Raw genomic sequence first — 18011 nt, 5'->3', positions numbered from 1 at the left:
TTCAAAAGCCGCATCCCGCAAGCAGTCGCAGACAGCGCACCAACGCCGTTTCCGGGCCGTCGCGGCCAAGCCCCAGGCGCTCCAGCACCCCCAACGGAATCGCTTCCGCCGCCACTGGAGGGATCAGGAGACCGCGCAATCTTTGCCAGGTTGAGGTATGCGGGAAGGTCGAGCGAAAAAACGCCAGCCAGCGTCTGAAAGTCGAGAGGGTGACGCCGAAGAGGTCCATGATCTTGCGGGCGCTGTAACCCTTTTCCCGCTGTTGGCGAAGGGCTGTGGCGACAACGATCACCCCGCCCCAATAAACACGCCGGCCCAGGAAGAGCACCGATGGCGGCAAGGTCCGTCGTCGGCAACCTTCACGACCGCAGCAAAGACTATGGCGTATGAAGAATGTTTCGAACAGGTTGGCGGGGCCGCCACGGGGTTTGCGCACATAGGCGCCTCGGTGCAGCGGTCCCGAACAGTAGGGCAACCAAGGGAGCGCACCCCCTCGGCAAGGTCGACGTCGATGTTATGAAGGAGGGAAAAAAGCTTCTGACGCTGAATAATTTCTGGTAGCATGACTCCTGCCTGATTCCTGCTGGGCAAGGAGGAGCCCCCGTCGATTCCGCCAAGAAAAGTGAGGGGGCTTCTCCATCTTTTCCTCACATTTCTCGTCTATTTCTCGCCTAATTTCCATCAATTTTTCTGATCAGCCTCACTCCTTTGCCGATAACCTGAAGCAACAGGGAGCACAAGAGAGTCTCATAGGTGAACTCATGGGGCACGCTAACGCATCCATTACAACGGGAAGGTACGGCAAGAGGTACAAGGCTGATGTTCTGCTAGAGGTGGTCGTGAAGGTTGACTATGGGGTGATAACGGAGTAAGTTATTCAAATTATTAGGCTATGCATTAAGGAACGTGTCGTCATGCTTGAACGCAAGAATATCGAGTTTCCCTTATGGCGTAAAAAGGTCGACAAGTCCCTCTTTGGTTACAATGGAACAACCATACCTAACTGGGCTTGTGATATGTGGAAGCTCCCTGAAACCTTTGCTGATGTATCTTCCAAAAAAGATGAAGGTTCAATCGTTAAAATCAACTTCAACTCAACCTTGTATGATGGGTGGGTTACATCTGCTAAGAAAGGCCGACGCAGTCCTGCCTATCGCCTTTGGTACGATGAGTCCCTTTCACTTGAACTAAAGCATACCTTCTTGATGAGTTACATGAGGTCGTTGGAAACGAACCTTAGTTCCCGTAAGACGACTGACATTGAGAAAACCATCCCCTTCTGGGAGTTCCTCGACATAGAGTATGATTCTTCTAAGAGGCTCTTTAAGTTTTGCGCTTATTACACTCAGGAGCCAAGTTTCCCTGAACTCTTCAAGCGTCTTGTACAGTCATCTGCAATCCAGAGAATTGATGATGAGATAGCTAACAAGGGTGAAGCAAGGATACATAAGCAGGATTGGATGTTGCGAAGTGCGCTTCCTCTTCAGCAGGGAGCAAAGAATGTTATTTACACACTTATTGATACTAGAAACAAGCTCATATATATCGGTGAGGCTGTTGACCTAGTGAAGCGACTAAGTGCAAATTATGCATCAATTCCTCACTGGGATTATTTCCGTTATGATGTCCTACCAGATGTGTTTGCTCCGCACAGAGTTACTCTTGAGCGCATGATAATAAGAGACTTGGCTGCGTTATTGCCTAACAAGAAGCATGATAACAATATTTGCATATCTGAATATATCCTTGCTAACACTAAGATAGATAGCTAATATTATTTGTATATTTAGCTGTTACTGGTTTCATGATTTTGTGGCATGTCTATAATTTGTAATTCAAGGGGTCAAGCATGAAATGGGTTGTTGCAGCAGCAATGTTTAGTTGCCTGATGATGTTAGCTGGATGCTCCGGTTCTGTGAATACTGTTATTAAGCCTGATACTGATTTAAAGAAGTACAAGACTGCATATGTCGACATGTTGACGCAAGATGAGTTTAACCTCGGAGCTGCAATAATGGCACATATGACTGGAATGGGCTTTATGGTTAAGCAGACTCCGCTACCAAAGGATGTCTCTGAAACTGATCTCTTGGTAAAGTATGACTATTATGATGGTTGGGACATGCGGAAGTACATGAAGAACTTCAGTATTAATATCTTCGATGAAAAATCTAATACCTTGCTGCTTAACTCAAGATATGACCTAACGGGGATATGGCGGGGAGAAGAGTTTAGAATCAACTACACGTTTAACGATATAAGAATCAAGGCTGGGTATCCACCACTGCAAGACTTTGAGTAGCAACATAACCACTTGTGGGTTAACGACTGATGGATACACTTTGTCACATCGTAAGGTTCAATGTCTTGTGCTTCCTCCGTGCCGCCCTCCCGGTACTCGCCAAGGGTTGGCCTTGGGTTTCACGGGAGGGACGCACAATAGAGGGCGCAGGGAGTGCGGTTCTACAGGCGCATGGCTCAGACTTTGGGGGTCAATTTGTCAATAATATACTATTGAGAATTTCACCCCCTAACTCAGGGGGCCAGTTTCAGGAAAGCCGCTCTCTGGAGTTCCATTTGATACCCGACGGTTATCCGCTTTAGCTCCTCGTTTAGGTATGTGCCCGGTGTCTTGATCCTGCGTACAATATCCTTCCAAGTTTCACTATTAATATCCAATGCTTTGCTGATATCGGATGCAGCAATCCTATCACCAACACCAAGCTTCTTCAGGTAAGCAACAAGGCTTTCATCCCAGTTACCCCTTCCTGATTTCCTGCCACGTTTCTTCTGCTTCTGGCTGTCGTAGTTCCAACCGGTTATCCTGATTCCGGGCATCTCGCGGCTGATACCATCAAGCAGGGTCTTTGCTTTGTTCTCCGTTGGCAACAACATGAACACATCTGTCTTGGGGCAGTTCCCGTCCTCATCGGTAACTTTACGACAACGAACTCTGTTCACTGCCTGCACAATGTCGGTTATCATCTGGCCGTCATCTATTGCTATCCTGATATCCTCGTGTTTCTTGAACTTCCGTAGATTTTTGTCTTGTAACCATGCAGTGCTCTGCATCCCTTGATAACCCATGAAGACGGAAGCTGACCACCGCTTGGGTTTGTACGGCAAGCCGAAGATAACTACGGTGTCATGATCATTCCACTCGTTTGACCCATCTAGTGCTCCCCAGTGTGCAACCGACATGTTGAAGTTCTGCGGGATACACTGCTTTAAGAAGGGTTCAACGTCATCGTGCGTTATGACCAGAACCTTTCTCTGTTCCGTATCTTTGCTGAACTGCACATCAAGGTGGTCTACGAGGTCTTGGCTGAGTTGCAGTGCTTTCTTGTTGTCACCCATTTCTGAGTTGCCGACCTTGTGACCATAGCTGGTGTGCACCGTAACGTTCTGGTAGTTCCTTGTGCCGGTTGGCGGTTTAATTACAGAAGCACCTTTGCATAGATCATAGACCGGATTACACATAGCAGTAGCATCGAGGATCACGCCACCTCTTGCATCAGGTGGAACGATATAACGTGCTGCGTTGAACGTTGGTGTCGATTGATTCCGACTGTAGAAGATGAATGTCTTCAACAGAGAATTAACGGCAGAGACAGTTTCAAGGCAGTTCCTTACAAGTCTCGCGTTCTCACCGGCATCATGCTTTTTGATCAATCTGTCCATCTTGATTTTTCTCAATGCTTTTTTGAATTCTGTCAAATCCAAGCAGGATAGTGAATCAAGAGGGATGCCGTTTACCGTGCGGCTGCCAGAGTTTTCATTGTTGAAAAACCACTGACATGTGGGAAGGTCGTTGAGAATGCTTTCTTTGTGAGGTCTTTTATTATCCTCTGCGTATTGCTCCAAGATACCTTTCAAGCGGCACAACATTTCCCATTCTGAAGGAAACTCTTTCTTGATGGGTTCGCATAGGAACAGGACTGCTTTAATATCCTCGAGCTGAATCTCCGTGTATTCAACGAGGTCTATTGCTTCATCTATGACTACGAGCTTCCGCCTACCGGACTTGAAGTTGTAGAAGTAATCCCACGTGTCCTCAATCTCTGCGTTACGGTTCAATTCATCCAAGGCTCTGGAATAGGCGTTATGCGTAATGACCAATTCCGGATGCTGAGCAAGTTCCGACATCTTGACCAAGCCCTTCTTGTCTGAGTGATAGCTGATTGCTGTGTCCGGTTTCTTCGGATCACCGGAATACGCCCTCGATAATTCATTGATCTGCTGAGCGATGTTATCGGCATCGTCAATCCTTCTGGTGACAATGATCATGCCGGGGTGGCTGTATAACGGGATGTTCTGGGTATTCAGCATTGATGCGTAAACGATCAGTCCTTGGGTCTTTCCGCTTCCGGTGGGTGGACACAGAACCTTCCAAGTCTCTTCTTCCCATGGATCGTCGGCGGCTCTGTGCTTGTCATTGAGTGCCGTACACGTCTGATGCCATGACCTGCGCAAGGGTGCGCTGACGACATTACCGAAACCAGCCCATCTGTTTTCCATTCTCTCAAGGAACAGCGTAGGAGAAATTGACATGCTCAGAGTACGCCCTTTGCTGCTCTCTGGGTTTGTACGATTTCCTGCTGTACTGACCGGCTAGGCATAACTTCAAGTTTCTCAAGCAATGCCCTCAATGCTCGCCGCACGATTACTGAATTACTGAATCTCTGTCCGTGGCGTATGTATGCCTGCTGGCACGCTGATAATGCTGCACATGTGATGATGTCTAAGTTCAAGTGGTACTGGCTACCTGAGTGCTTCCGGGTTTGCTGCTGGGGCATGTGTTCTCCTTTGGTTGCTCTCCGTAGAATCCGAAGACTGGTGAAGGGTGAGCTTGCGTATCTCTGTCGGCTATGTTCCGAGAAACAGATACACGGCTGACGTGAGGATATTGGGCAACGGGATACGATCTATAAGAGGTCCCAATTGATAACTGGCAGAAACAATTGATCAGCGTTGGAGTGGTGCTCATGGTGTTTAGGCAATAGTTCAGGCCACGTTCCAATCTGTCAGATAACGGTGTACCGCTGGTGCACAGTTTTGGTTGACACATTTTCTGTGTATTAAGGGTTCAAAAGAATATTGTTTGACATTTGCCCAGATAAGTCTTAGATGGTTAATACACAAACAGGACAGGAGGGCATGCTGTGGGAGAGCGAACGGGAAGGGTTCTAGGGTACAAGCGGGTATCGACATTTGAGCAGAACACGGCTAGGCAGCTGGAGGGCGTGAAACTTGATCTGGTATTTGAGGACAAGGTAAGCGGAAAGAGCGTGGATAGGCCAGAGCTGAAGCAACTCATGCGTACAGCGTACAAAGGTGATCTTGTTGTAGTGCATTCGATGGATAGGCTTGCTAGGAATCTGATTGACCTTAAGCTGATCGTGTCTGAGTTGGTAGCAGGTGGGGCTAGGGTACAGTTCGTGAAAGAGGGGCTTACCTTCTCTGGTGAGGCTGATCCGTACTCAGAGCTAATGCTTAACATGATGGGAAGCTTTGCGGAGTTTGAGCGACAGCTTATACGATCAAGGCAGATGGAAGGCATTGCCATTAGAAAAGCAGCTGGCGGTTATAAAGGGGTAGGGCGCAAGAGGTCTATCACCGATGAACAGATAGAGGTGATCAAAAGCAGAGTTGCAGCAGGTGAGAAGAAGACAGTGATAGCCAAGGATATGGGTATAAGCAGAGAGTCAATTTACAAGCTCTTGAAGGCTAATGCTAACTAATACGAATAGATACGCTTGTCTGTTCAGCTCAATGCACGTTGTCTGATAGCAGGCAAAGCAGGCGTCCTGTGCGCCCCCTGAAGCCCCTCCCGTATCGCCCATCCCCTTGGCTATGCCCCGGAACCTGTAAGTCTCTGAGGGGCCAGCGGTGCGGTGCATAGGGGATTCCCGCCACACTCAGAGTCTGAACACCCCGCCGCAACAACACAGCAATTTCAACATTCTGTAGCTCAATAGATTCGCTTTGCCCTCCACAACCCCGTTAAGGCCGAGCACCTAAGCAGGTATAGTACGGCATGGCTTGACATACTGTCGGGCCTCAGAGGCGATCCTCGTGACGATCTGGCAGGGAGGGTGTCAAGCTGGAATGACAGTACAAGCGTTTATCTCAGCGTGGGTAGTTGCTCAGCTACAAAAATAGTTGACTTGGAGGCTATCTAGACAGTAAGTTTGTCACAGTTTTTGTCACAGTTTTTATTAGAATCAATCAAATCTCAGCCTACAAAACAGACAGACACCTTTCTCAGCATCTAACACAAGCTATTGACCTCATTGCCGTTTTAGCTCAGTTGGTAGAGCACATCACTCGTAATGATGAGGTCGTCGGTTCGATTCCGACAAACGGCTCCAGCAAAAATAAAGGGTTACAGCAACAGGCTGTAGCCCTTTTTCGTTCCCAAACCCTTGACTGGTATCCAGCCAGGCATCTTCTGTCCCGGAAAACAGCCCTGGTAATCGGTATTGCCTTACTCTGCCGACTGCGTCACCGCAACGCCGTGGCATCCACTTACAAATCACCCGCCTTTACCAGCCCGTCCAACACCTCCACCAGACGCCGCTTGGCTTTGTGCTCCAGGCGCAGGCTAACGATCAACGCATTCCAGTCGGCGAGACGACCGGTCTCTCCGTACACCCTGCGCATATGGCGCAGATAGCGGGCAGCCTCCTGATAGGCCTTCGGCTTGACCTGCCTGATCAGGCGGTCGGCAATGGATTTCCAGATCCCGAGGGCAACGTCGGGATGGCTTGCGGCTATGGCCGTGGCCAGCTGCTCGTCAATACTCCAGCTCCAGCGCCTGGTTTTGTTCAACTCCTGAAAGAGCGCTACGGCATCATCGTAGCGTTGTTCCAGGATGGCGATCTCAATCAGCATTTCCCGGTTAGGGAAACTATCCTGTCCGAATTTTTCCCGGGACGCAGGTACCTTGACCTCAATCCCCGGCAGCGGCCAACGGCTCTTCCCCGCGCCGCCCGTTGCGGGAAGCCGCCCGGTCTGGAGATAGTCCAGTATCCCGCCGCGCACTTCGGGCCACGAACCAGCCTTCTCCGCAGCCTGACGCAATTTCCGGTACGCCTTCTCCGTCGGTTGACCAAAGAAATCTTCGGCCCGGTAGGCAGCCGCCAGATCCAGCTTACCCTCCTCCTGAGGCTGATCAGAAAAATTGATGGAAATTAGGCGAGAAATAGACGAGAAATGTGAGGAAAAGATGGAGAAGCCCCCTCACTTTTCTTGGCGGAATCGACGGGGGCTCCTCCTTGCCCAGCAGGAATCAGGCAGGAGTCATGCTACCAGAAATTATTCAGCGTCAGAAGCTTTTTTCCCTCCTTCATAACATCGACGTCGACCTTGCCGAGGGGGTGCGCTCCCTTGGTTGCCCTACTGTTCGGGACCGCTGCACCGAGGCGCCTATGTGCGCAAACCCCGTGGCGGCCCCGCCAACCTGTTCGAAACATTCTTCATACGCCATAGTCTTTGCTGCGGTCGTGAAGGTTGCCGACGACGGACCTTGCCGCCATCGGTGCTCTTCCTGGGCCGGCGTGTTTATTGGGGCGGGGTGATCGTTGTCGCCACAGCCCTTCGCCAACAGCGGGAAAAGGGTTACAGCGCCCGCAAGATCATGGACCTCTTCGGCGTCACCCTCTCGACTTTCAGACGCTGGCTGGCGTTTTTTCGCTCGACCTTCCCGCATACCTCAACCTGGCAAAGATTGCGCGGTCTCCTGATCCCTCCAGTGGCGGCGGAAGCGATTCCGTTGGGGGTGCTGGAGCGCCTGGGGCTTGGCCGCGACGGCCCGGAAACGGCGTTGGTGCGCTGTCTGCGACTGCTTGCGGGATGCGGCTTTTGAACAGGATCGGCGAGGGAGCTGGACTGTCGTAAGGGTCCGCGCAAAAGATGGCGGATTCGCATCGGGCTCGGAATGGTTTATAAGGCGGCTCTTGGCTGACCCGAAGGTGCTCCACAGTGGAGACGCCTGGATGGCGGCCGGAAAGGAGCCTTAAATGAAGAAGAATGTAGTCCCGAAGCAGCGCTGGGCCAGGTTTCGGCTGCAGGTGATCGGACCGCTATTGGCGAGCCCTGCCGCGAGCGGGGAGTTGCAGGGAAAGATCCGGGAATTGAGCGAGAGGGTGTACCGGCATCCCCTGCTCCCGGAGAAGTCTATACGACTTGGTTTTTCCACGCTCGAACGCTGGTACTACCAGGCGAAGGACGCCGCGGACCCGATCGCTGCGCTGAGTCGCAAGGCGCGTTCGGACGCCGGGTGTCAGATTGCGCTGTCCGAGGCGCTCTTGAGCGCCCTGGAAGTGCAGTATGCCAGGTATCCTCGCTGGACGGTGCAACTGCACTACGACAACCTCGCCGCCGAAGTGGCCCAAAAGCCCCAGATGGGAGCCTTGCCGAGCTACCAGAGCGTGCTTCGCCGAATGCGGGAGAAGGGGTGGCAGAAAAGGCGCGAGCCCGCGAACCCGACCGAAGGACAACGCCGCGCCGTCCGGCGCCGCGAAAGCCGTGAGATTCGCGGCTATGAGGCGAGCCACGTGCACGCCCTGTGGCACCTCGACTTCCACCAGGGAAGCCTCAAGGTGCTGGACGAGGAGGGGGGCTGGCAGACGCCCCTGGTGTGCGCGGTTCTGGACGACCGGAGCAGGCTCTGCTGCCATCTGCAGTGGTATCTGGCGGAAAGCGCCCAGAACCTCGCGCATGCTCTCACGCAGGCGATGCTGAAACGTGGGCTTCCCAGGGCTCTGATGACCGATAATGGAAGCGCGATGCTGGCGGAGGAAACCCGGGAGGGGCTGGCCCGACTCGGGGTGAGCCACGACACAACCCTTCCTTACTCGCCCTATATGAACGGGAAACAGGAGGTGTTCTGGGCGCAGCTTGAGGGACGTCTCATGGAGCTTTTGCGCGGGGTGAGCCCCTTGCGGCTGGAGTTCCTCAACCGCACCACCCAGGCGTGGGTCGAACAGGACTATCACCGCCGTACCCACAGCGAGATCGGCTGCGCTCCGATCGAGCGCCTGCTCGCCGGACCGGAGGTCTCCCGCTCGGCTCCCGACATGGACTCCTTGAATCTCGCCTTCACCCGCCAGGTTACGCGCACCCAGCGCAAAAGCGATGCAACCGTGACGGTCGAGGGGGTGCGCTTCGAGGTCCCGTCGCGGTTCAGGCATCTCCCCCGCCTGACGTTACGCCATGCCGGTTGGGACGTAAGCCGGATGGTTCTAGTGGATCCCGACAGCTGCAATCCCTTGGCCCGGCTGCTCCCCCAGGACAAGGAGAAAAACGCCTCCGGTCAGCGCCGCACTCTGGAACCGGTTGCGGCGCAGTCGGCCCAGGCGAACGCCTCACCCGAGGAGATGCCCGCACTGCTTCGCAAGTGGCTGGCGGATTACGCCGCCACCGGGCTTCCACCGGCCTATCTTGCCGTGAAGGAGGGTCCCGATGAACGATAAGACTCTCCTGGCCCTCTACGGGCTCAAGTACAACCCGTTCGTGCCGGCGCTTCCCGTGGAGGCGCTCTGGCCGCTGCCGGGCGCCGAACTCTTTGCCCGGCGCCTGGAGTCCCTGGTCTCCCAGGGCGGGTTCTCCCTGATCACCGGTGAGCCGGGCTACGGCAAATCGAAGACCCTGCAGTGGCTTGGCGCCCGCCTGGGACAACTGCCCGACATCGTAGTGGGGGTGATGGAGCGCCCCCAAAGCAAGGTCGCCGATTTCTATCGCGAGCTTGGAGAGCTATTCGGCGTTCAGCTCAATCCCGCCAACCGGTATGGCGGATTCAAGGCGCTGCGTGAGCGCTGGCGCGCACACTGTGCAGCGACTCTCTTGCGCCCGCTGCTCCTGGTCGATGAGGCTCAGGAGGTCAGCTCCGAGTGCCTGACCGAACTGAGGCTCCTGCAAAGCGCGAGCTTCGACTCCCAGAGCCTGCTCTTCACCGTGCTGTGCGGCGACGCCCGGCTCCCCCAGCGCTTCCGCACCCCGGAACTCCTACCCTTGGGCAGTCGCATCCGCGCCCGCCTGGAACTCTCCGCGCTCACCCCGCAGGAGCTGGCTTCCTACCTGGACTACGTCCTGCAGAAAGCCGGGGCGCCCCAGTTGATCGCACCGGAGCTGATCCAAACCCTGGCAACCCATGCACACGGAAACCTGCGGGTGCTCACACACATGGCGGCGGAACTGCTCACCGCCGCCGCCGAGCGCAACCTCCCGCGTGTCAATGGGGACGCAAAAGTGTACCAGTTTCGGGAATTGAAAAGTGTACCACCCTGCTGGTTAGAGAAGTTCCTCAATCAGGTGTTGTTGAAATGGATTCACCTCCTTTCTGAGAGAGTTGCTTGGCGAAGGCATGTCCCTGTAACCGGTAGCTGTGCCCTTTGATGTTGACCACCTTGCTGTGGTGAAGCAGGCGGTCCAGGATGGCCGAAGCAATGACCTGGTCTCCGAAGAGTTCCTGCCAATCGGAGAAGCTCTTGTTGGAGGTGATGATGGTCGAGCTTTTCTCGTAACGATAGGAGATGAACTGGAAGAAGAGGTAGGCTTCCTGGTTGTTGACCGGTAGGTAGCCGACTTCATCGACGATCACCAGACTTGAGTTGAGATAGGCCTTTCCCTTGGCCTGACTCTCCTTCAGCTTGGCGATCAGGGTGTGCATGGTGGTGAAGTAGACCTTGAAGCCGTGATAGCAGGCCTTGATTGCCAGGGCGATGGCGAGGTGGGTCTTACCCACTCCCGGCGGTCCCAGGAAGATGACATTTTCGTGTTTGGCCAGAAAGGTCAGATCGAAGAGTTCCATCACCGCTTTCTTGTCCAGATGGGGATGGAAGGTGAAGTCGTACTCCTCGATGGTTTTGGCCATGGGAAGACCGGCGATCTTCATGGCGGTATCCACACGGCGCTTGTCCTTTGCCGCCACTTCTTCCTCCAGGAGCCGGTCAAGGAAAGCAAGGTGAGAGCTCCCGTCGCTCTGGGTGATGGTGGCGACATCGTCAAGGATTTCCACCGCCTTGAAGAGTTTCAGTCGTTTCAGGTTGTCCTGGAGGCGCTCATAGGTCAGCTGTTCCATGGGGCACCTCCGGCGGCGTAGCGGTCATACTCTTCCAGAGGGCGACGGTAGACCTCGGGGTAGAGCGTTCCGGTCGTGAGACCACGGGTGGCCTTCCCCCGGTCCTGGCCATAGCGCGGGGTCTGCCGAGGAGTCCGGGGTGGCGGTTTGTCAGGAATGCCGATGGTCTGCCCTTTGAGTTCCGGAATCTGGTACAGGGCCAGCAGTTCGTCATCGTGATAGATCCGAATGACGCCGGCCTTGACCTTCAGGAGAACCTTTCTCCCGGCTTCCTGGTAGGGAACGTAGTAGCGGTTGCCGCCAAAGGAAAGCAGGCAGTCCTTGTAGACCTTGCGGAAATACTTGAGGGAAGTGTCGTATTCGGAGGGCGGTAGAACTCCCAGGCAGGGCTGCTCCTGCTCCCAGCGGGCCTGAACCTGCTGACGGTGGGTACCGTGGATGCGCTGGTGGGCAGTCTCCGCGATCCAGGCGGCAACATCCTGATTGGTCTCTTCCAGAGAATGGAATCCGTACCCCCTCCAGAAACTTTCTCGCACATAGTGCATGGGGCGTTCGACCTTTCCCTTTACCCAGGGGCTGTAGGGAGGGCAGAGGCGGGGCGTAAAACCGTAGTGCCTGGCAAAATGAAGGAATTCGGTGTTGAACACCGGCCGGCCATTCTCCCGGCCCACGACGACCTGCTTCATGTTGTCGTAGAGGATCTCGGCGGGAACGCCCTTGAGGTGGCGAAATGCCCGGAGGTGACAGTCCATGAACACCTCCAGGGTGCATCGTTCAACGAATTCGACGTACATGGCCCGGGAAAATCCCAGTACCATCACGAAGGCGTAGAGGGTTGTGGTCTTTCCCGTGGACTCGACCACCTTGAAATCTCCCCAGTCAACCTGGGCCTGGAGCCCAGGCTCCGTTTCGAAGCGCTGATAGGCGATGCGCCGCTTCTGTTCCTTGATGGAGCGGACGAATACCTTGAGGGTATCGTAACTGCCGGAATACCCCATCCTTTTAATACGGGTGAGTATCCAAGTGGCCTGATATTCATCCTCATCGAGAAAATCCCGGATGATCTGGTGATACGGTTCAAGGATGGATGGTTTGATGTCTTTCCGATGATAGGCAGGGAAAGAGTTGCTTTCGAGATACTTCTTCACGGTCTTGCGATGAATGCCCAACTTGCGTGCGATCCATCGGATACTGTGGCCGGAGCGTTTGAGCGCGGCTATGTCCATAACTACCTCCGTGGAAATCATGGGCACCCCTCCTTTCTCCAGAAGGGATACCACGGCTTCCAGGGCGGTACACTTTTCGTTACCGCTTTTGGGACATTATTGCACTACCATTGACACCGCGCATCGACGAACCCCTCTACTTCGACCTATTCACTCCTCCCGTGCGTCAGCCGCGCCGTTCCTGAAATAGCCCGGGAGGTGGATATGGAATGCACTGTGTATAACCCCCAGAAAAGACGGCTGGAAACGCTCGATGTGGAGATCACGGAGGAAAATACGACATGGTTCCGCTACCGTCGGAATATTAGAAGCATCACCATGATCACTGACTGGAACGGAGGACTGCTCATCAAGACAGGGTTTAACTATCCGGTCTATCTGTATGACGTATCGAGGGAGGACATCGGTTACAGCCGGAAGAAGGCAAGGGAGCTCATGCGGCAACTGAGGTAGGAAAAACCTGGGGGCGGCGGATGAACCTACTGTTATGCAGGGCTCAACCGCCGCCCATCCAGCATCCATGATCGTCAGGTCAGGGCCTGCAATGATCCCTCAATTAGCAAGTCTGAACCTCCCTCGATTATCGTGTTTACTCTCACTCCTCGGCCAGTTGCCGTAAACGCTTTTGCAGGGCACTGGCTATTCCGGGTGCATCCTTTATCGTTCTGTCGAATCCCCGAATGCACCACTGACGCGCCCGGTCGGGCTCCCCCGCCTCCAGCAGGGCATTCACCAGTGTCTCGTAACTCCGGCAACGGTCAGCTTCCCGTTCCAGGAGCGGGAGGACCTTTTTCTGCCGCCCGCTTCGCCGATAGGCGTGGCAGAGCCACCGCATGACCCGCTCGCGGCGATAGGTTTCTGAAAAACTCCCCGATTTTGGCAGTTCCCTGTTTTCCAGGCGCACTTCAAGCGTCTCGGCAAGCTTAGACCACTCCGTTTCCCCGTAGAGCGGGCCATTGAGGAGTTTATCTATCCCGGCCAGCAGAGCGTATTCATCATCAAGTTCGTGATCCACCAGCCACTGCACCTGCTCCACGCGGGGCATTGAGCTGGAAGGCAGCGCCCTCAGCACGATCTCCAGGCAGGCGGCGATCTTCATGGCGGTATCCCCCTCGTCGTGGGAGCACTCGACCTGTTTGTTGCCCCGCTGCCACAACTCCTCCCCCAGCTCCAGAACAGCATCGGCGTGCCCCCTGTCCGATAGCGCACGCAACTGCTGCTCCACATGGGAATAGTCCGGCAGGTTTCCCTCGCTCTTCCAGGGGTTGTACCAGACATCCTCCGCTGTCAGCGAACGGATCTCCTTTTTCAAGGCACAGACGATTTTTCCCACCTGTCCAGTCTCAAGCTGCGCCGTCTCGTTGATCCGGCGGGCTACATCCGGAAAATCGGAGGCAAGCCCAGCCAGCAGCGACACGAGTTCTTCCCGGCTTTTCTCCGCCAGAATCGATTCGATCCTGGGCAAACGACCTTTGGCCTCTTCCGGGGAGGATGACTCCACATCCGGCTCTTCAGCATCCGCCCACTCCTCATCATCTTCAGGATCACCGAACATCTCCAGCGCCAGGTCAGCGCAGGGATCCAGGAGAGGGATCGCCCCCCCTCCATTCAACTGCCCGGCAGCCGCCAGCAGCACCGCAACCGCGTGCTTGCAGGGGCCGTCATCATAGGGGCAGGTACAGTCATAGTCAAAATCCTCCCTGCCATCGCGCCTGACCGTGGTGGCATATTCATCGCTACCGGAGACCCAGGCCGCCAAGGTTCCATCCTCGGTACGCGACAGTTGCGAGACACGGGAGATGTAATTTCTTCCGCGGTCGAATATCCTGTCGCCGGCCCATTCACGGAGTTCCTCGTGGGTGAGCCCTTTGAGCATGGTCTTGACGGATTTCATGGTTCATACCTTTCTCTGTTCATAGACAGCTAATCCTGCAACCGATTTCGTCCCCTACCTGCCTGACGATTCCACTGCAGGCGCCCTGATCGTATACCCCATCGCACGGTAGCCGCGTTGGCGTTTTTCCCACATGCGGGAGAGCTGGGGCTGGTCATTTTCGACGTAATCATATATGCGCACATCCTGCTTGCCGGCATGCTCCCGGTGAAGGCGGCCGGCGTATTGCTGAAGCGTCCCCTTCCAGGAAATCGGCATGGCCAGCACCAGTGTATCGAGTGGCGGGTGGTCGAACCCTTCACCAATCAGGCGGCCGGTAGCGAGCAAGACTCTTGGCGCGGATTCGCCCAACGCATCCAGCTCGTCGAATACGGCCATTCGCTGCTTCTTCGACAAGCGACCATGGAGGACAAAACAGTGTTCGACCTGACTCCCCAGTGCCGTCCGCAACAGCGACAGATGATCTGTCCGCTCGGTAAGCACCAGCACCTTTCGCCCTTCCCGATAGGCGGCCAGCACATCCCCGGCGATGCGCTGGCTGCGGGTCGCATCGTTGGCAAGGATGCGGAACACATCCTGAATCGGTGAATCCGGCGGAACCTCCGGCGCGGGTAGAACCTTCGGCCAGACTCCCAGTTGCGCCGGGGCGGTTTCCGGTTTGGCTGCGCTGTGGCGTATCGGCCCGCACTGCATGAAGATGATCGGCTGATGACCGTCGCGTCGTATCGGCGTGGCTGTCAGCCCCACCACGAATTTCGCCTTGGCCTGCTTGAGGATCGCCTCGAAGGAAAAGGCCGACAGGTGATGACATTCGTCGATAATGATCTGCCCGTACTGGTCGAGGAGTTCGCCCACATCTTCGCGGCGAGAAAGTGACTGCATGACGGCGATATCGATCTTAGAGGACGGTTTCTTTTTGCCGCCACCGATGACGCCCAAGCTTCCTTTCGGAAACTCGAGAAATCCGGTCAATCGTTCCTGCCACTGGCGCAGAAGCTCGGTGCGATGGACCAACACCAGCGTGCTCACTTTGCGGCGAGCGATCAGGGCGGCAGCTGTGACCGTCTTGCCGAAGGCTGGCGGGGCACAGAGCACACCGACATCCTGTTTAAGCATTTCCCGCACTGCGGCCTTCTGGTCCTTGCGCAAGGTTCCGGTAAACTTGGCAGCCACCTTCCGTCCGGCCAGGCGCTCGTCCCGTAGCTCCGGACGAATGTCGTTCTCCTGTAACAGGTCGAGCACCGCATCGAGGCAGCCACGGGGCAGGCCGATATGCTGAGGGTAATTCTCGGCACATCCGATGATGCGCGGCTTGTTCCACACCGGCAGGCGCATGGCCTGAGCCTTGTAGAATTCAGGGTTCTGGAAAGCAGCCAGCCGGATCAAGCGATTTACCAACGCTTGAGGGAGATCGACCTTGGCGATGAAGATCTGGTTGGCCAGCACAAGTGCCAGTGACTCCGGAAGCGGCCCAGATATCTTCGCCGTAACGGGTGCCGGGCGCTGCCACGGCTTACTCTCCTCTTCATCTACGGCGAAAGCCACATCCAGCGGATGACGGCCGCCACTGGCCCGCAGGATAGCGTCTTCCAGTTCCGCTCTGGATAACGGCCGAATCGAAGCAAGAAAGACCCACTGATCCGGATAAGGTTCAAACCTCGCATCGACAAAAACACTGCGTCCCTGCTCGCGGGGCTGCTTCTGCAAGGGGAGAGCGATCAGGTTGCCGAAACCGCCCTTGGGCAGGGTATCCTGGTTGGGGAAGAGCCGATCATAGCTTGCCAGGGACAATTGCCGGGTGCGATTGCAGGTATGACTGATCAATGCTGCTCCAAGTCGGCGCGCCTCTCGGGCCGGAACCGGCTCGGAAAAGAAGAGCCAGACGTGCACGCCATTGCCGGAGCGGGAGATTTCCAGCGCGGCGGGAATCTGCAATTCGTGGCAGGACTGCATGAACGACTGGCCGTCCTCGCGCCAGTCTGCCTCGTCGAAATCGGCCGCCAGGAAATTGCAGCTGTCGTCAGTCAACAGCGGATACACTCCAATGGTCTGTTTTCCGGCCAGATGATCGTAGATGACCTGATCGGTGACCGGTAGCAACAGACGCTGGGTGCAGTCGCCACATTTGATCTTCGGCTTGCGGCAGATGCCCGGCTTCCATTCGTTGCCGCAGGCCGGTGAATAGCCGGATTTTCCCCTGACGGACTCCCAGCGCAGGGGGAAGACATCACTGCGCCCCCGAAACAGGCGGCGGAAGAGTGCGATTTTGTCGGCAGTGGTGAATGAGACTGGGGGCGGTGCTTCTACGACGACGGACTCTGCAACCACAGGGGTGACTTCTTCCCAGGCGATGCCATGGCTGGTCAGCAGGGCTTTGAGGCGGCTGTTCTCTTCGAGCAACCGCTCAAGTTCGTCCGCACTGTTCGTGATCTTTTCAACAAACATGGTACCAATGGCCGTCCTATCCCGTGAAACTTTGAAACAAAGTTCTCAGTATCACAGACATTTCGAGAATCACTCAGTGCAAACGTCTCTCGCCTTTCATGATGTATTCCGTAATGGAATCACCTTCGCCCCTACCCTCAATCCATCAAGGTAATCAGCCCAAAGCTGCATCATCTTCCGCCGTTCTTTGAGATGCGCCGTCCGGTTGTAGGCTCGACCGTTCGGATCACGCACGACATGGGCAAGTTGGTGCTCGACGAAGTCAGGCCGGACCTGCAAAACTTCGTCAAGGATCGTCCGCGCCATTGCCCGGAATCCGTGGCCTGTCATTTCATCGGACGTGTACCCCATACGACGGAATGCCGCGTTTATTGCATTGTTGGTCATGGGACGCAGTGGTGAACGGTGACAAAGGAACACATAGCGGCCCGCGCCGGTCAATGGCTGCAGTTCTTTCAGGATCGCAACGGCCTGTTTGCAGAGCGACACGATATGGGCTTGCTTCATCTTCATCTTTTCGGCGGGGATGTTCCACTGTGCGCCGTCAAGGTCGATCTCCGCCCACTCCATTTGCCGCAACTCGCCGGGACGGACAAATAGCATAGGGGCGAGCTTCAAAGCGCACTTAACGTGAAAGGTTCCCTTGAAGCCATCAATGGCCCTCAGCAGGTCGGCCACCTCCTTCGGGTCGGTCAGCGCCGCATGGTGTTTTTCCCGCACCGGCGGCAACGCACCCCGCAGGTCTGCCGCAGAATCCCTTTCAGCACGTCCGGTAGCCACAGCATAACGCAGCACCTGCCCACAGATAGTTCGGACTCTGTGTGCCGTCTCCAGCGCCCCCCTCCCCTCTATCCGGCGCAGTACCGCCAAAAGGTCAACTGGCTTGACATCAGCAACTGGCTTGCTCCCCAGCCAGGGGAATATGTCCCGCTCCAAGCGGTCCATGGTAGTCATGGAGTGGCCCGGCGACCATTGGCCGGAAAACTTCCCGTGCCATTCGCGAGCGACCACCTTGAAGCTGTTTTCGACGATCTCCTGTTGCTCCTGCTCCGCCCTCTTCAGCTCCTTGCGTTCAGCTCCGGGGTCAATACCGTTGGCAACCTGGTTTCGCGCCTCGTGCCTCTTCGCCTGCGCTTCCGCAAGGGAGATGTCGGGATAGGTGCCGAAGGAAAGTAATTTCTCCTTGCCGCCGAAGCGGTACTTGAAGCGCCACCACTTCCCCCCGGCTGGCATAACCTACAAATATAGCCCGTCACCATCGGTCAGCTTGTACGCCTTCTCTTTCGGCTTTGCCGCCTTCACCTGAGCGTCCGTCAGCGCCATATCTACCCCAGTTACCCCCAGATTATTTGCAAGTTACCCC

At 55.5% G+C, this 18011-nt stretch carries 15 protein-coding genes and 1 tRNA gene; 8 read left to right on the top strand and 8 right to left on the bottom strand.

From position 1 onward, the window contains the following. Nucleotide 1: 1 nt before the first annotated feature. Nucleotides 2–436 (bottom strand): hypothetical protein, encoded by a 435-nt coding sequence (locus tag PPRO_RS06590; RefSeq protein WP_198138261.1) that lies wholly within the window; start codon nucleotides 434–436, stop codon nucleotides 2–4. Nucleotides 437–914: 478 nt separating this feature from the next. Here PPRO_RS06590 and PPRO_RS06585 point away from each other — a divergent pair, with 478 nt between their 5' ends. Then, nucleotides 915–1772, top strand: a complete 858-nt coding sequence (locus PPRO_RS06585) for a GIY-YIG nuclease family protein (RefSeq protein ID WP_011735245.1) — start codon at nucleotides 915–917, stop codon at nucleotides 1770–1772. Nucleotides 1773–1849: 77 nt separating this feature from the next. Then, entirely contained in the window at nucleotides 1850–2302 is a 453-nt protein-coding gene (locus PPRO_RS06580) for a hypothetical protein (protein WP_041532184.1), read from the top strand. A gap of 233 nt (nucleotides 2303–2535) precedes the next feature. Here the strand turns inward: PPRO_RS06580 and PPRO_RS06575 are convergent, their stop codons facing one another. Beyond that, the gene (locus PPRO_RS06575; protein ID WP_011735243.1) at nucleotides 2536–4551 is read right to left on the bottom strand and encodes a DEAD/DEAH box helicase family protein; all 2016 of its coding nucleotides are present in this window, start codon (nucleotides 4549–4551) and stop codon (nucleotides 2536–2538) included. Nucleotides 4552–5162: 611 nt separating this feature from the next. Between PPRO_RS06575 and PPRO_RS06565 the strand changes: the two genes are divergently transcribed. Beyond that, the gene (locus tag PPRO_RS06565; RefSeq protein ID WP_011735242.1) at nucleotides 5163–5741 is read left to right on the top strand and encodes a recombinase family protein; all 579 of its coding nucleotides are present in this window, start codon (nucleotides 5163–5165) and stop codon (nucleotides 5739–5741) included. Nucleotides 5742–6295: 554 nt separating this feature from the next. Continuing rightward, nucleotides 6296–6371 (top strand) — tRNA-Thr (locus tag PPRO_RS06560). A gap of 157 nt (nucleotides 6372–6528) precedes the next feature. Here PPRO_RS06560 and PPRO_RS21210 read toward each other — a convergent pair. Further along, entirely contained in the window at nucleotides 6529–7083 is a 555-nt protein-coding gene (locus PPRO_RS21210; protein ID WP_011735241.1) for a hypothetical protein, read from the bottom strand. Between the two features lie 349 nt (nucleotides 7084–7432). Here PPRO_RS21210 and PPRO_RS06550 point away from each other — a divergent pair, with 349 nt between their 5' ends. The 3 genes from PPRO_RS06550 to PPRO_RS20090 all read left to right on the top strand — a co-directional run bounded on the left by PPRO_RS06550 (nucleotide 7433) and on the right by PPRO_RS20090 (nucleotide 10398). Beyond that, complete coding sequence (locus tag PPRO_RS06550; protein ID WP_198138261.1) at nucleotides 7433–7867, top strand: hypothetical protein; 435 nt, start codon at nucleotides 7433–7435, stop codon at nucleotides 7865–7867. Between the two features lie 154 nt (nucleotides 7868–8021). Then, entirely contained in the window at nucleotides 8022–9476 is a 1455-nt protein-coding gene (locus tag PPRO_RS06545; protein WP_011734404.1) for an IS481 family transposase, read from the top strand. Then, nucleotides 9466–10398 (top strand): ExeA family protein, encoded by a 933-nt coding sequence (locus tag PPRO_RS20090; protein WP_011735240.1) that lies wholly within the window; start codon nucleotides 9466–9468, stop codon nucleotides 10396–10398. Before PPRO_RS06545 ends, PPRO_RS20090 begins: the two co-directional genes overlap by 11 nt. Here PPRO_RS20090 and istB read toward each other — a convergent pair. Together istB and istA are read right to left on the bottom strand one after the other, a co-directional pair. Beyond that, a complete protein-coding gene (gene istB / locus PPRO_RS06540) occupies nucleotides 10307–11083 on the bottom strand; it encodes an IS21-like element ISPepr5 family helper ATPase IstB (protein ID WP_011733826.1) in 777 nt (258 codons plus the stop codon). The genes PPRO_RS20090 and istB overlap by 92 nt on opposite strands. Beyond that, nucleotides 11071–12309: an IS21 family transposase gene (gene istA, locus PPRO_RS06535; RefSeq protein ID WP_011734942.1), complete on the bottom strand. Its 1239-nt coding sequence runs from the start codon at nucleotides 12307–12309 to the stop codon at nucleotides 11071–11073. Before istA ends, istB begins: the two co-directional genes overlap by 13 nt. A gap of 204 nt (nucleotides 12310–12513) precedes the next feature. Here istA and PPRO_RS06530 point away from each other — a divergent pair, with 204 nt between their 5' ends. Then, complete coding sequence (locus tag PPRO_RS06530; RefSeq protein WP_011734407.1) at nucleotides 12514–12762, top strand: hypothetical protein; 249 nt, start codon at nucleotides 12514–12516, stop codon at nucleotides 12760–12762. 142 nt (nucleotides 12763–12904) lie between these two features. Here PPRO_RS06530 and PPRO_RS06525 read toward each other — a convergent pair whose 3' ends face one another. The 3 genes from PPRO_RS06525 to PPRO_RS06515 form a co-directional block, all read right to left on the bottom strand. Then, a complete protein-coding gene (locus PPRO_RS06525) occupies nucleotides 12905–14203 on the bottom strand; it encodes an SWIM zinc finger family protein (RefSeq protein WP_011735239.1) in 1299 nt (432 codons plus the stop codon). 54 nt (nucleotides 14204–14257) lie between these two features. Then, nucleotides 14258–16648, bottom strand: a complete 2391-nt coding sequence (locus PPRO_RS06520; RefSeq protein WP_011735238.1) for a TOTE conflict system archaeo-eukaryotic primase domain-containing protein — start codon at nucleotides 16646–16648, stop codon at nucleotides 14258–14260. A 96-nt stretch (nucleotides 16649–16744) separates the two neighbouring features. Next, nucleotides 16745–17881 (bottom strand): tyrosine-type recombinase/integrase, encoded by a 1137-nt coding sequence (locus PPRO_RS06515; protein WP_011735237.1) that lies wholly within the window; start codon nucleotides 17879–17881, stop codon nucleotides 16745–16747. Nucleotides 17882–18011 lie beyond the last annotated feature (130 nt).

Source organism: Pelobacter propionicus DSM 2379 (assembly GCF_000015045.1).
GTDB lineage: Bacteria > Desulfobacterota > Desulfuromonadia > Geobacterales > Pseudopelobacteraceae > Pseudopelobacter > Pseudopelobacter propionicus.
This window is presented reverse-complemented; position numbering and strand designations above follow the sequence as displayed.